The organism is Paenibacillus lentus, from assembly GCF_042714055.1.
GTDB classification, from domain to species: Bacteria; Bacillota; Bacilli; order Paenibacillales; family Paenibacillaceae; genus Fontibacillus; species Fontibacillus lentus_A.
The window spans coordinates 18,275-32,748 of sequence record NZ_JBHGVC010000016.1 but is presented as its reverse complement, the minus strand read 5'-3'; the positions used below and the strand labels follow the sequence as shown (position 1 = coordinate 32,748).

Annotated in this window: 8 protein-coding genes; 1 reads left to right on the top strand and 7 read right to left on the bottom strand. The window is 48.7% G+C overall.

Going from position 1 to position 14,474, the window contains the following annotated elements:
* Nucleotides 1-24: 24 nt before the first annotated feature.
* The 3 genes from ACE3MQ_RS24140 to ACE3MQ_RS24130 are packed head-to-tail and all read right to left on the bottom strand — an operon-like array spanning nucleotide 25 to nucleotide 2,103.
* Nucleotides 25-1,083, bottom strand: a complete 1,059-nt coding sequence (locus ACE3MQ_RS24140) for a protein arginine kinase (RefSeq protein ID WP_379397599.1) — start codon at nucleotides 1,081-1,083, stop codon at nucleotides 25-27.
* Nucleotides 1,084-1,095: 12 nt separating this feature from the next.
* A complete protein-coding gene (locus ACE3MQ_RS24135) occupies nucleotides 1,096-1,614 on the bottom strand; it encodes a UvrB/UvrC motif-containing protein (RefSeq protein ID WP_379397597.1) in 519 nt (172 codons plus the stop codon).
* Nucleotides 1,615-1,644: 30 nt separating this feature from the next.
* The gene (locus ACE3MQ_RS24130; protein WP_379397595.1) at nucleotides 1,645-2,103 is read right to left on the bottom strand and encodes a CtsR family transcriptional regulator; all 459 of its coding nucleotides are present in this window, start codon (nucleotides 2,101-2,103) and stop codon (nucleotides 1,645-1,647) included.
* Nucleotides 2,104-2,548: 445 nt separating this feature from the next.
* Between ACE3MQ_RS24130 and ACE3MQ_RS24125 the strand changes: the two genes are divergently transcribed.
* A complete protein-coding gene (locus ACE3MQ_RS24125; RefSeq protein ID WP_379397592.1) occupies nucleotides 2,549-3,373 on the top strand; it encodes an NlpC/P60 family protein in 825 nt (274 codons plus the stop codon).
* A gap of 555 nt (nucleotides 3,374-3,928) precedes the next feature.
* Here the strand turns inward: ACE3MQ_RS24125 and ACE3MQ_RS24120 are convergent.
* The 4 genes from ACE3MQ_RS24120 to ACE3MQ_RS24105 all read right to left on the bottom strand — a co-directional run bounded on the left by ACE3MQ_RS24120 (nucleotide 3,929) and on the right by ACE3MQ_RS24105 (nucleotide 14,249).
* Nucleotides 3,929-8,929: an S-layer homology domain-containing protein gene (locus ACE3MQ_RS24120; protein WP_379397590.1), complete on the bottom strand. Its 5,001-nt coding sequence runs from the start codon at nucleotides 8,927-8,929 to the stop codon at nucleotides 3,929-3,931.
* Nucleotides 8,930-8,967: 38 nt separating this feature from the next.
* Nucleotides 8,968-10,047, bottom strand: coding sequence for a hypothetical protein (locus tag ACE3MQ_RS24115; RefSeq protein WP_379397588.1), 1,080 nt, complete (start codon nucleotides 10,045-10,047; stop codon nucleotides 8,968-8,970).
* Nucleotides 10,044-11,813: an alpha/beta hydrolase gene (locus ACE3MQ_RS24110; RefSeq protein ID WP_379397586.1), complete on the bottom strand. Its 1,770-nt coding sequence runs from the start codon at nucleotides 11,811-11,813 to the stop codon at nucleotides 10,044-10,046. Before ACE3MQ_RS24110 ends, ACE3MQ_RS24115 begins: the two co-directional genes overlap by 4 nt.
* Nucleotides 11,814-12,083: 270 nt before the next feature.
* Nucleotides 12,084-14,249, bottom strand: coding sequence for a GH92 family glycosyl hydrolase (locus tag ACE3MQ_RS24105; protein ID WP_379397727.1), 2,166 nt, complete (start codon nucleotides 14,247-14,249; stop codon nucleotides 12,084-12,086).
* Between the last annotated feature and the right edge of the window lie 225 nt (nucleotides 14,250-14,474).

Below are 14,474 nucleotides of genomic sequence, written 5' to 3'. Positions count from 1 at the left end.
CTACACCTCCATGAATGTTGTTTCTTATTTACCCAATTTCTCCCGGATCAGCTTAGCGCGATACATATCGCGTTCGCCCGGAGACATGCTGACCTGAAATTTTTTCTGTAAAAAACCAGGCTGGGTCATGACATTCAATTCATTCAGTACCTGTACAGACAACGTATCGATCAACCCCAGATCCACACCGAGTCTGACATCGGACAGCCGCTGCGCCGCTTCTTTGGAATCCATGATCGCTGCATATAACAATATGCCATAGGAACGCATGACGCGATCGTTCATCCGCAGGCGGGATTCTGACAGCAACCTCTCTCTGGCCGACTTCTCATGCTCAATAATTTGCATGACGACGCTGTACAAATTTTCAATAATTTCAGATTCGCTTTGTCCCAGTGTAATCTGATTTGAGATTTGAAACAAGTTCCCCGTTGCTTCGCTGCCTTCGCCATAAATGCCGCGAACCGTCAAACCAACCTGGGATACGGCGGAAAGGATCCGATTAATTTGCTGGGTCAGGACAAGCGCCGGCAAATGCATCATAACGGAAGCCCTTAGCCCTGTTCCCACATTCGTCGGGCAGCTGGTAAGAAAGCCGCGATTATCATCAAAGGCATAATCGACATGCGCTTCAAAAATATCATCCACCGAGGTCGCTTTCTCCCAAGCTTCATCGATCTGGAGCCCAGGAAAAAGACACTGGATTCTCAGGTGATCCTCTTCATTCACCATGATGCTTAAGCTTTCGTCTTCACTTATAAATACGGCGCCGCTTCTGGACTCGTTAGCCAAATTCGGACTAATGAGGTGCTTCTCTACAAGCACTTTTTTATCCAGTTCATCCAAATCCGCGAGAAGGATCGGCGACAATTGCCCGAATTGCTGCATCCGCTCGTCTTCCAATACGCTTTCCAGCTGATTCAGCACATCCTCAGACTGCTGGTTGGTGGCCAGCATAGGAAACGGTCTGTTCAGCAAATTTCGCGCAATTCGGACACGGCTGCTAATGACGATTTCGGACTCCTTGCCTCCGCTTCTCATCCATTCGCTAAGCGGTTGTTCTGTAAACCGAAGATTTGCCATTGCCCACTCCTCCTACTCTGCGGAAATGTTCTTCTCAAGCTCGCGGATTTGATCCCGAAGGGCTGCCGCTTCCTCGAACTCTTCCTGATGAATCCGATACTGCAGCTCCTTGCGAAGATCATCGAGCTTACGTTTGACTTGAATGTGGCTGCCCACTCTTTTAGGAACTTTGCCCACATGTACCGTGTTGCCGTGCACTCTTTTGAATAGCGGATCAAGACGGTCATTGAAATATTTATAACAGGAGCTGCATCCAAAGCGCCCAATTTTACTAAATTGGGAATAGGTCAGCCCGCACTCTTCGCAACGAAGGTTCTCAGGAGCTTTGCTGCCTTGAGCATGGTTGCCGGGAGTGAAATCAAGCAGCCCGGATAACAGGTTATGGATGGAAAATCCACCCGATGTTCCTGGGATAAGCTCTCCCTTCTCTCTGGCACAGGCTTCACAAATGTGAAATTCAGTTTTCTCACCGTTCACAATCTTGGTAAAATGCAGTGTTGCAGGTCGTTTGCCGCATTCCTGACAATGCATAGAACGTCCCCTCCCTTACGGATAGACTCATTAACCTAATAGTGATATCAACATGGCCTTCATTAACCTTGCCCGGACTCGATCGCGTTCAGGCAGTTTAATCATTAATACTTCTCTGGAAACGGCTGCTCGCATGAGTGCTGCCTCCCGGCTGTTCAAGAAACGGGCTTCCTCCAATTGATATATTAGCCCTTCTGCAGCCGTTTGACCCATCTCATCGCCAATCGTCTGATGTAGATGTGTGTGCAGGCTAATCGGGCCAGGCAGCTCGATCCGCCGGATTCTGATGTAACCACCGCCACCTCGCTTACTTTCCACCAGGTATCCTTTCTCCAAAGTAAACCTTGTACTGATTACGTAATTAATTTGCGATGGAACACAGGAAAACTGGTCAGCCAGATCATTGCGTTGAATTTCAACGGTTCCTTCAGGACTTTCATGCAAAATACCCTTTAGATATCGTTCGATAATATCAGAGATATTACGCAATCCACCATCCCTCCCATGCTCAAACGTGAAGCCGACACGAAATGCCGCCTCATCCGGCAAAGTTATCCGTATAATTCGTTTATGGCTACCGTTTGTTGACTTTGACTTTCTTTGACTTTGACTTTATTATAACACATTTTTAAGCTTTGCCAAGAGGTGCCTTATACTTTCAGTTTAACCTGAGGAGGCGAAGTTATTCAAGAAAGCGTTCTGAAAAGGTGCATTCCAAGAGGAACACTGACGACTAAAGCTGTACTGGCTCCCATCAAAATAATGTCGACGGCACTTCCCTTCTTTCCCGGATCGTATAACTCGCCCCGATCGTTAAAGCGGCAATTTGTGGCCATTTTCGTCATAAGCCCTCTTTTACTTAATTCGTAGAGAATTCTCTGGATAAGCAACATAGATCAGGAAATTCTATAAAAAAATAAACGGAGGAGTTCATTTGAAAAAGCTAATTATCGCCACAGCTGTATTTGCAAGTACAGTCCTCCCACAAACCTGCTTTGCGGTTCCATACGATCAATACACGGCTAAGGGTAACGAGACGTTTTCGTCGATCGCCAAGGAATTTCATGTAGATGTGTCCGAGTTGCAAAAGATCAATTCCCTAGTTAATCCGAAAAATATTTGGAGAGGTTTATTGATCAGCCTTCCTCACGGTCATAAATCGGCGCCCGGATTAATCCCAGCGAGCGAGGTGTCCCGAACCACTTATAGGATACAAGCTGGCGATACGTTTTGGAACATTGCCCAGAAAAATGGGATTCCGCTTTCCTATTTGCTTGAAGCCAATCCCAAAGTAGAAAATCCACAACACATTTTTCCCGGTCTAGTGATCAATATCCCCACCGCCCCACCCTCGATATCCCCGAAGGCGAGTTGGGAGGAAAAAGCAGATTACATTATCGCCGTAGCAAGAGATCAGTTTGATGTTCCTTATGTTTGGGGCGCGGAAAAACCGTGGGCTGCATTGGATTGTTCGTCATTCACTCAATACGTGTATGGCAAAGCCGGTATCAAGTTGCCCCGTACGTCCAATTGGCAATACCAATATGGAACCTATGTACCAAAAGATCAATTAAGAAAAGGGGATCTCGTATTTTTTAAAGAGCATGGCTCAAAAACAATCACTCACGTTGCGATATATATAGGAAACGATTTAATGATTAACGCCGATACGGATCCGAGGGACGGAGTCCAGCTGGAATACATCTTCGGGGATGACTATTATGGTGCCGCATATGCAGGGGCAAAACGTTATTTCTAAACATGTGCGGGATATTTATCATTAACATATACGGGATCACTCAGGAAGCCTTAGGTGAACCAGGTATTGGTAAATGACAAGCTAGTTGTGAGTAAAGCCGTAGGGCTTTTGTGAATAACGCAGATTAGAAAAGCTTACTCCTCTTCTCACGCAGGCAGATTAGTAGAGTTTGCTCTCCCTCTCACGCAGCTAATGAAGTCTTCGCTGATTGGATGGAGGGGAGCGGTTCTATCGTAAGGATGATCTAGATGTATTTGCAGTTAGTTGACGGTTTTTTATCGTATGGAGGGGAGCTAACTGGAGAACCTACATTTAGTTTGCAGCTATTACAAGGATTCAGGCATATTTAGAAAAACTAACTGTATGATTTATATTTAGTACACGTATCTTTTATAAAGAGGCAAACTATTACAGTTGCATCCCTTTGCACGCTCACTTCCTCCCTTCCCCGGTTCGGCAGCATTCGGAAGTGAAAAAAGAGCACATCCCGCAAATTTATGCAGAAATGCACTCTTTATCCCATTAAAAATTAACTATATTACTTTTTAAAAGTATTTAAAACTGCAGTCCCGTTAAATTGTAGATCATCGTGGCCGCTTCCATACGCGTCGTTAATCCTTTAGGTTTAAAGGAGCCGTCGGCATACCCATGAATAATCCCGGCTTGCTGCAGCCCTTTTACAGCCTCGAAAGAATAATCTGCGATTTGTCCTTCATCCTTGAAGGTGAACTCACTATTGCCCTGCCCCGGTCTGTATGCAATGTGATCCAATGCGCGATAGACAATGGCCGCCATCTCTTCCCGGGTAACTGGATCCAGCGCACCAAATGTGTCGTCGCTTCTCCCCTGGATTACCCCTAAACGCTGCAACGATGAGACGATTTGAAAATACCAGTGCTCCGGATTAACATCCTTAAAGGTTCTCGCAGAAACCTCCTCCTTGGCCAGTACCGGCAATTCCATTACCGAAGCAAGCAATTGCGCAAACTCACCTCTTCTAATGTGCCGATTAGGCTCAAACTTATCGCCGCCGACCCCTCTTACAATTTCGCGGGATGCCAATGCCTCGATCATTGCAGCAGAGCCTGGATTCAGATCAGAGAAGCGAATTCCAGAATAGGCTACAGCATATTGGCCGAAGCCTTTAGTCTGGAATGTAATCACTCCCGTTCGGGAATCATATTTTGCATGTTGGATGACTTCCAGCCGGCCGTTATCCCCGCTAGAGTAGATAACAATTTGATGTGGGGCCTCGCCAGGCTTTGGCTCATATTCTATCGCCACCTTCATTATAGATGCGCCATTGTCATTAATGTAGTCTATTTCCTCTCCATCAACCGCGAGTTTGATCAAATATACGGGATGACCCTGCAGTTTATCAGCTATACTTCCTGGCAATTGGGAGGATTCTACTCTGACGATGGATAGATCAAGCTGCTTCGAGTCCGCACGAAGCTTGCCCGCCAGAGAGTCGACCGGAAAAGATACCGTTACGCCATTTGCCCTCACCCCAAGGGATGTAACCTTATTCATCAGTTGGTCTGCAGGAATATGAACGGCAGTATTTCGCGCCTCCCCTTTTGTATCCAGAACTTGAATCATTAATGAGCCATCCTGCGAATGTTCGAGCGCTGCCTTCATCTCCTCGCTAGGAACATTCACATGCACCATACCGTCTGCATCGTCTGCGCTGGATGGCGCTTGAATCTGGATGCTGCCGGGCTCGATTCGGTTCGGACCATTTGCGGTGCTGCTGTTACCGCCACTGTTGCTACCACTGTTTTTTCCACTATTATTTCCACTGTTTGTACCACCATTATTCCCGACTGAATTATTACCTCCGGTACCACCTCCATTGCCGCCAGTACCGCCACCACTTACTTCCCGCACCACATTCACAGTGTAGGTCTTGGTCACCGTACCGTCACTGGATGTAACGGTTACTGTTATTGGATTGCTGCCGACATCCAGATTACTGCCGCCTGACACTTTCATAGCTGCCCTAGGATCAGACGTTATTCCTGTTACAGATACCTTTGTCTTGGTATAAGGCACAGTAAATTTATAGGTCAATGTTTTAGGATCGAAATCCGGCAGCATCACGCCATCAATACTGAGGGCAGTTAAATCGGCGTTGCTGTCAAGCCCCGTCCCATGATCTGGGCTCATCAGCTGAAAAGTACGGAAGAGGGACGAGTCCTTCGCACCGCCAATCCCGGATCCCCACTCAATATAGCCTTTACGGCCAGCCCCGTCATTGTCATTCACAAGCATCGAGAAGCTTAATGTCTGGTTGACTGCAGCTCGAATCGGATATACTTCGCTCCAGGGCAGAGCAAGCTCATACAATGTAATTTTACTAGTTTCGTCTCTTGTTACGTTCAGCGTCCCTTTTGAGACCAAGCCGGTCGCTCCACCCTGCATGGAAATCCAGCGGTAAATCTGGGAACCCTCTGGAGTCTGCGAAATGCCGTATTCAAACCAGGACTGGCTGTCTCCGGGAACTCCTGGAGCAAGGCTGAACTGAATGCTGTCATTCTGCCAAATATTCATGTCCGAGGAATTATAGCTGAAAACATCGTCCTGGATAGCTGCTGTAAGGTAGAAATTAACTGAATCCCAACGCAGCTGTACCTGACCGCTCAGATCATGTTCTCCGTTATAGCCGGTAATCAGGTTGTAGCCATCAGCCAGATTAATCATGACCGGCTGCTGTTCATCGGTTTGATGCAAAATGCGGTTAAAATCAATATCGCGTTCCATATGAACCGGCTCATATCCGGCAATGTCAATCTTCAGCTCCAATGGATATTTGACGCCTTCCTCCAATCCCTTCAAAGGGATGGAGTAGGACGATTGTGACCTGGGAGCAACCGAAGGTACATTCGTGTCTGTGCCGCTTAGTACGCTGCTCCCTTCACCGACAGACCAGGTGATATTCGTAATCATCAACTCGTCCGTATCAGAGCTGTTCGTGAACTTAAGCTGAAGCGATTTGTCCAGACCGCTCCCATCAGCCATATAAGGTACAACATTTAAGCCCTGGTAATATAATTTCAAATCATCGATCGGCGGTTCCGGCAATGTCGCCGGATCGAGACCGGGACCATTATAGGCACCGATATTTGGCGCTTCCGCAGCGGATACCGGATTGCCCCAATAGTCCTGGCCTCCATTATTATCAATGACAACGCCGGCGCCAAGTGCAGGCGAGCCTTCTCTTAGCTTGTAGCCGTCCACCGAGTTGATTCCAATAGCTCCGGTTCCTTGGGCGACCAGCAGCGGATTTGCCGTAATTTTATAAGGATCCTCCGGTTCATTGGCAGGGTGATTGCCGTACAGCAAATTGTGTTCAAATACACCATTCACTCCCGGCAGATTGTAGCTGCCCTGACCCAGGTTATACACAAGATTGTTCTTAAATGAGTACGGAGCATTTATATTCCCGGCTTCATCCCATTCATGGTCGATAATTTTTGTATTCTGTCCGGTGCCGATATATATCGTATTGTTATAAATTTGTGTACCCGGCGTAACTCCGCCTGCGAAATTAAAGGTATGAGTCAAATCATTCTGACTAATGTTGTACCTGACTACGCTATTCGAGGAGCCGACCAGAACATCGGGCGTCAAGCTGGCGTCAACAAACAGCATGAATCCGCCTTTGTTGTCATGGCTGTAGTTATACTGCACGATACTGTCCGTCGAATCGATATCCAGATTGAATCCCTGGCCGTCCCCTTCCGGTTTATTGGTATTAAACGATTCATTGAACTGGACAACATTATTCTTGCCCCGCGTTGGCCAAATCGCCGCGGAACCGTTAAACTCACCCGGCTCCGAATAGTTGCCGCCGCCCTCCGCGACATTATGCTCGATCAGGCCCCCATCAACACCGAAGGTTAAGATGCCATCGCTATCCGCCTGTTTCACATAATTCTCACGGATGATCACATTCGTAGAGGCATAGTCGGTACCGTTAAAGCGCTGATCCCATACTACGATCCCAGTGCGGCCGATCCGCTCGACCATATTGCCCTGAATGAGGACGCCATCGAACTTATCGGTTGGCATCGTTCCCCCGACATAGACGGAAATGCCGCCAAAAGCATGAGGCCCTCCTTCAGCACCCGAAACTGTAGGATATCTGAAGCTGCTGGATACATCATGTACATAGTTATCTAAAATTTGAATGCCGCTTAATGTGCCGCCATTTGCATTCTCAACCATAATCCCTTCTCGATAAGTATTTCCCCGTTCCGGCGCGGAATTGGTTACTTCCAGATCCTTAATTACCCAATATGATGAGTTGCGCAGGTATACGGCGGCGCCGGCCATCCCTCCGCCGTTAATAATCGGCCTGTTTCCGCTCCCGTAGGAAGAGATGGTGATAGGCGCTTCACTTGTTCCGCTCCCTTTTGGGAACAATTGCTCGTTCCAAATTCCGCCCTTTTTCAATAAGATCCGGTCCCCGGCAGCAAAGGTTGTATTGTTCACGTTGGCGAAAGTTCTCCAGGCAGTGGCTTCTGTCCGGCCGTCATTACTATCGCTTCCGCCTACTGAATCGATATAATAATCTCCTAATCCTCCGGTGCCTCCGCCACTGGGCGGAACGTTCGAGAGCATAACTGAACCAAGCTGCATCAGCCAGTTCTCACTATCTCCGCTCAACTCTACTTTCAAATAATGAATATCTGCCGGCAGCGCTTCAGCAGGCGAATAATTTGCCCCCGCCCAGGCAAGATCACCGGTAGACTCCGGATGATCATGACCTGCCGCCAGCTCCGTCCAATTCGATGCATCCGAAGACCCGTAAAATTTCATAGTCCCGGTAGATCCCGAAAAAGAATGCAAGCGGGCGGAAAAATTCCGTATATTGTGCAAATGGTATATGATATATTCCTCATTTACGGACGTTCTTACCAGTCTGGTGCTATCGCCGCCGAAAAATTCCTGGTCACTATCGGCTATTGTCCAATTCCCGCTATATGAATCCATTTGCGAGAAGTCTGCAAGCTCGTCATGGAGCGTTTGCTCCGCCTTCGATATGTTAGATAGCAATATGCTGCCAAGCTGCATCATCCAGGCTTCGATATCTCCGCTAAGCTCAATTTTCAAATAATTCGTATCCGCTGGCAGCGCCTCTGAAGGCGTGTATACAATTCCGTACCATCCTGAGTCTGTTGCCGCCGGGTTGTCAGATTGATTGGGAATATCACTCCATGACACTGCGTCAGGCGATCCATAGAACTTGACCACCCCCGTCGACCCTGAGAAATAGTAGGCTTGAAGCTCAAATGATTGTATATCATCCATATGAAGCACAACATATTCCGTATTGGTTGACGTCCTTACCAACCTCGTATCATCACTGTCAAAAAATTGAGGGTTGCTGCTGTCAACAATCCAATTCTCAGAACGGTATCCTTCTTCAGGCAAAACGGAGAAATCTTCAGTAACCGTTACCTCCGGATGCGCGGATACATTCATAGGCGGAAATCCTATCGTGCAGAGTATGATTACCGCAAGCATCGCTATCTTCATTTTTTTTAACATCGTTATCCTATTCCCCTTTGAAAGATATGAAACGCAGCTTACCTAACCTTGTATGCCAGACGCATGGCTAATGAATTATTCCACTCGATTGCAGCTTCGTCAGTTCCCCGTTCGATGGTCGACTGGAACTCCTTCTGCGCCAGCTGGAGAGCGATTTGATCCTTCACCTGCTCAAACGGCTGAACAATGTCTTCCCCTACCCCTGTACAATGAAGCAGATGCACGGCTCCGTTCTCTTCGATAATGCCGCTTATTTGCCCTTGGCTCAGCTGTTCTGCCGTCTGTAAAATGAACGGATTTTCCAGCATGGCTGTCCGGCGTGAAGCATTCGTCACCTGTGCCTCGCCAATATTTAATCCCAGCTCTTCCGCCTTTTGACGGAAAACCGCTCCTTTGGAAACTGCGTCCTGCAGGAGCTTCATCCTTTCTACTGCGCTCTGCTTATCCTTATACTCCGTTCCTGATCCATAGGATAGAGTCGCCCATTCCAGATGAATTGCCCCGCGAAAAGTGTATTTCGCCGCTTTATTTCTCTCATACTCCTGCACCAACTGTTCCTCTGTAAGTGCAATCATCTGGTTACGGATCATCGCCTCTATGGTCGCGTTCTCCAAATTGCTCATGTAATAGCTGTAGTAAGCCTGAGCTTCCAAATGAACAGGACCGTACACGACTTCATTGCTTGCTGCCGCTTTGCTGCGTCTGGCATTCTCATCGTCCATTCCTTGCAGGAACTCCTCGAAGCTGCTGCTTACGGCAAGCCCGGCCCGCTGGGCCAACTGCTGTTCAATCTGCTGTCTTATTAACTGCGTCTTGGTCTCGTCTACCAGCTTCTGCAGCGGAGTTTCGCCAGAATACGGGGTGGTCCAGAACTCATCGGAATACTCTGCCCCGTAGGTCTGTCTGAAATAATCAGCTACAAGCGCCCGGTTCAGATTCAAATGCCAGCTAAACTCCTCAGCGCTGATTTCCCGGCTATTCACCGATAAGAGAACGGTCTGGGAGGACGAACCTTTTACGATCACCGCCCTGGTCAGCAAGAGACTTGCTGCAATACCGGCAAAGACAGCAATTAGGGTAAATAATCTTTTTTTATTGCCAATCATTGCCTCTCTCACGTCGAACTACCGCCAAAGAACAACAGCAGAGCGCGAACATTGCTCAGCCAATATTCATACGTATGACCGCCAGGATAGAGATGGTATTCATTCGAAATGCCGCGCTGGTCTAAAATCTGGGCCAACTGCTCATTGCCGCGATAGAAGTGGTAGGAATCCGAGCTGCCGCAATCCAGATACACCTTCATCCCCGCCAGATCCTGACTCTGAGCGAGGGCCAGCGGATCACGGGCAAGACGTGTCGCTTCATCAGGATACAGCCATGAATATTGCTGCTGGGTAAGGGAGCCGTCGTTGATCACGACTGCCGCGCTGGTCCCGCCTACTTTGCTGATCATATCCGGATGCGTAAACGCAGAATGCAGGGCAATAAAACCTCCCATCGACAGCCCGCCGACATACCGGCTCTCCTTCGTCGCTATTGTTGAGTAATGAGAATCAATATAAGGGATCAAATCCTGAAAAATATAGTCCTCATACCTGCCGTTATACAGAGAATTGACTGGATCACTCGGGTTTTCCAACGAATATTCCGCGGCCGAATTAATACCGAAGCTGTTGTCCATTTGCGGTGAAATAATAATCATCGGGGAAATGAGGCCCTGGCTTAGCAATGCATCAGCCGTCTCCCGCACCTGCAATCCGTTAATCCAGCCGTTCTCATTCCCCTGAAATCCGTGAAACAAGTACAAGGTTGGGTACGACTGGTTCGCGCTGTAGCCAGGAGGAAGATATACGTTCAATCTCATCTCTTTGCCCAATGCAGCGCTGTTTATCGCCAACGATTGAATTTCGGAATCAGGATTAACGACTTCAGAATCCGTGCTCAAAGTAATTTCCCCAAGCTGGGTAGCCCATCCGTCCGTTGAATCAGTAAACTCGACCTTGAGATATTTTGTACCGGAGGGCAGTGAAGAAGCCGATCTGTACTCCATCAGGTTCCATCCATACAGCGTCGGCTGAGGATTCGACCTGCTCGTCCCTGCAAGCCCCCAGGATGTCCCGTCTGCTGAAGAATAGAATTTCACCTTGTCAACATCGGCCTCGCCGAATAAGTAAACTTTAGCCTTAAACTGAGACAAGCTCTCCATGAAATAAACAACTTCTCCGGCTGCAGTTGAGCTTCTAGTAAACCTGGATTGATCCCCGTTAAAATACTCGGGATTGCTCATATCGATGACCATGTTGGATGAATGAGAATAAGATCTGCTCCAATCATCAGCGCTATCGGTCATGCTGTCAGGTTCATTCGCATCAGGCTGTTTAGTGATGGCAGCAGCCCCGAGCTGCAGCGCCCATTCGCTGGTATCTCCGCTGACCTCGATCTTGAGATAATGGATCCCTGCCGGAATAGCTGCCGCCGGTGAGTAAGTCGTCTTGTACCAGCCATTGCTTACAGCTGTAGCCTGATCATGAACAGAGGATATCTCCGTCCATTCGGCGGCATCCCCTGAACCGTAAAATTTAATTTCCGCAGTTGCTCCTATGAAATAGTGAACCCGGACAGCATACGACTGAATATCGCTCAAATGATAGACGATGCTCTCAGTCGCGGTCGATGTCCTGACCATTCTCGTGCTATCACCGGAAAAATAAGCCGGGTTGCTGCCATCGAATGTCCATCCGGCCGTTGAAGAATACAGCAAATCCGAATTTGCAAATTCATCGTTGATTTGATCTGTGGCAGCCGATGCTGAGACGGATGGAATCATGAGCAGCCCTATTAGAAATGCAAGAATCGTTCTGCTCGCATACTTTTTTGACACTTAAATCCCCCCTAAATATGGATAATTTTCAGTTTGAATCATACGAAAAAGGAATCCGCATACTCTGGCAAAATCTAATAGCCTCCTTCCCAACGAGGATTAAGCGCTTCCATGACTCGATATTAGACATCCTCAGCTAAAAATAACAGGCGGCAATGCTGTGAAATGGTTTGTCATTTCATGATTTGGAGCGGGCAGACCATCAATCATTCCCATTTACATCAAAACAGCCCGGAGCATGTCCGGGCCGCTGCATCAATTCATTTATGATCAGGAAGGTTCGCCTGACATTCTGAAATTCAGAACTCCCCCGCCTACCAGCTCCTCATGCGGCAAAGAGTGATGCCGCCACAGTGACCCGTTCCAGCGAATCGACTCACTGAACATATGCGAAGGGCTATTATTCTCCGCTTCAACGACCATTTGGCGCCCATCCTCCAGATGGATGGTGGCCTTGCCAAACAGCGGGCTGCCGATAATATACTCCGGAATGCCCGGACTGAGCGGATAAAGGCCTACCGCGCTCCAAATGTACCAGGCTCCCATGCTGCCGTTATCCTCATCCCCCGGAAAGCCGCCTGGACTGCTGTTGAACAGCTCGGCCATCGCTCTGCGAACCCATAGCTGAGTTTTGCTTAAGTCTCCTAATCTCGCATAAATATAAGGGATATGAAAGCTAGGCTGATTGCTGATGGCGAATTGTCCAAAGCCGGCCGCCGCCATTTCCGACATTTCGTGGATCTCCATGCCATAGGAGCCCACCTTGAACACTGGCTCGCTAGACATCAATTGATCAAGCCGCTCGGCAAAAGCTGCTTCTCCTCCCATTAATTCCGCTAATCCTTCGAAATCATGAGGAACTGCCCAGCTTCCCTGCCAGGCACCGCCTTCACAGAACGGATCCCCCCATTCCAGCGGATCGAAATTTTCCTGCCACGTCCCATCCGCATGACGTCCCCTCATAAATCCGCTGGACTGATCGAACAACAGCTTATAGTTCTGTGCGCGGGCCATAAAGCGCTCATAATCATCCTGCTTGCCAAGCGCTCTGGCGATCTGGGCAATACAGAAATCCCCGTAAATATAATCCAGTGTATTACTCACACTTTCCGAGAAATGATCATGCGGCAAGTAACCATACCGCTTGTACATTTCCAGCCCTCGTCTGCCCAGCTTCTCGTTGTCAGCGGACTGATCCGCATGCTTCAGCAGCCCTTCATACAGCAAATTAACGTCGAAGCCTCCAATTCCCTTCACTACGGCGTCAGCGATTGCAGCATCGATCAGCGTGCCCGGCATGGCGCTTCGTTCTCCCGGAGACAGCCACTTCGGAAGCCATCCGCTTTCCCGGTAGGCATTTCCCCAAGCCTCCATCATTTCTCCGAGCAGGGAAGGAAACAGCACGCTATATAACGGCAGGCTCGTACGGTATATATCCCATAGCCCCATATCCGAATACATCGGGCCCTTACAGATCTCTCCATTAAACGGACTGAAATGCACCCGTTCTCCCTCTGCATTATACTCATGCCAGATTCTTGGAAACAGGCAAATACGGTACATACAGCTGTAGAAGGTGCGCATCTCCTCTTCGCTTCCACCCTCAACCTCAATCCGTCCTAACCGGTTCTCCCAGCTTATTGCTGCCTGGCGCTGGACATCGTCAAAGCTGCTTCCTGCTATCTCCTGCTCCAGATTAAGCAGTGCTTGCTCCTCGCTAATAAAGGAGGTTCCGCATCTGACTTCGACCAAGCCTGAAGCCGGAACGCGAAGCCCAACGCAGGCCCCCAGCCGCTCACCGATGTCCTCACAGCGTCCGGTAAGGGCGAAATCCCGATCAAATATCCCTGATTCCTCCATATCGAAGTCCGTATCAAACTGAAACACAAAATACATAGCAAAATTGTCAGGCACACCGCCCGTGTTCCCCCTGGTAAAGCCGGTTATTTTTCGGCTTTCAGGCTGTATCGAAATATAGGACTCCCCCTTCAAGGGAGAAATGATCAGCCTTGCCTGCCGGCCATCCTCAAACGCCATTCTCACTGCCGCACAGCGCTCCGTTGGCGTCAGTTCCAGCGTAGTACGGTAACGCTGCAGGAATACGCTGAAATAGTGAGGCGAGACTGTCATATCTTCCGGCTTGAAGGAGGAAGAACGTGCTTGAGGGCGCAATGCCAGAGGACCGGTCTGCGGCAAAATGGTCAAGTGACCGTAGTCCCCAATCCACGGGCTCGGTTGATGCGTCAGCCTTAATCCTTCAAAATGCCGATGGCGGGGATGGAAGAACCATCCGCCGCCTTCCTCATTCGTCTGCGGGCTCCATGCCGCCATGCCAAAGGGCATCGAGACGAGCGGCAAAGTATTGCCGCCGGAATAACGGAAATCGGAGTCCGTCCCCTGCAATGTATTCACATAGTTCAATAAAGCCAAAGCAATCGCTCCTTTTAGAGGTTGTTCAAATGTCTTAATAAGACAAATGATTTAAGTGCGTGTTTAAAAAGTCAGACTTTCAGTACCGAAGCTTATGCTCCCGATGTGCGTTTTTTCCAAACGCTTCAGTTGGATGAAGCTAGGGGCTGAGGAGCGGAGCTACACGTTTTCGCAGAAAACGACTTCGAAAGCATATGCTTGTTTTGGGTACGTGAGCACCTGAGATGTTTC

Coding starts and splice junctions, on each gene's coding strand:
- ACE3MQ_RS24135 (WP_379397597.1), bottom strand. CDS start 1,614: ATGCATTGTCAGGAATGCGGCAAACGACCTGCAACACTGCATTTTACC.
- ACE3MQ_RS24140 (WP_379397599.1), bottom strand. CDS start 1,083: ATGGCAAATCTTCGGTTTACAGAACAACCGCTTAGCGAATGGATGAGA.
- ACE3MQ_RS24120 (WP_379397590.1), bottom strand. CDS start 8,929: ATGTTAAAAAAAATGAAGATAGCGATGCTTGCGGTAATCATACTCTGC.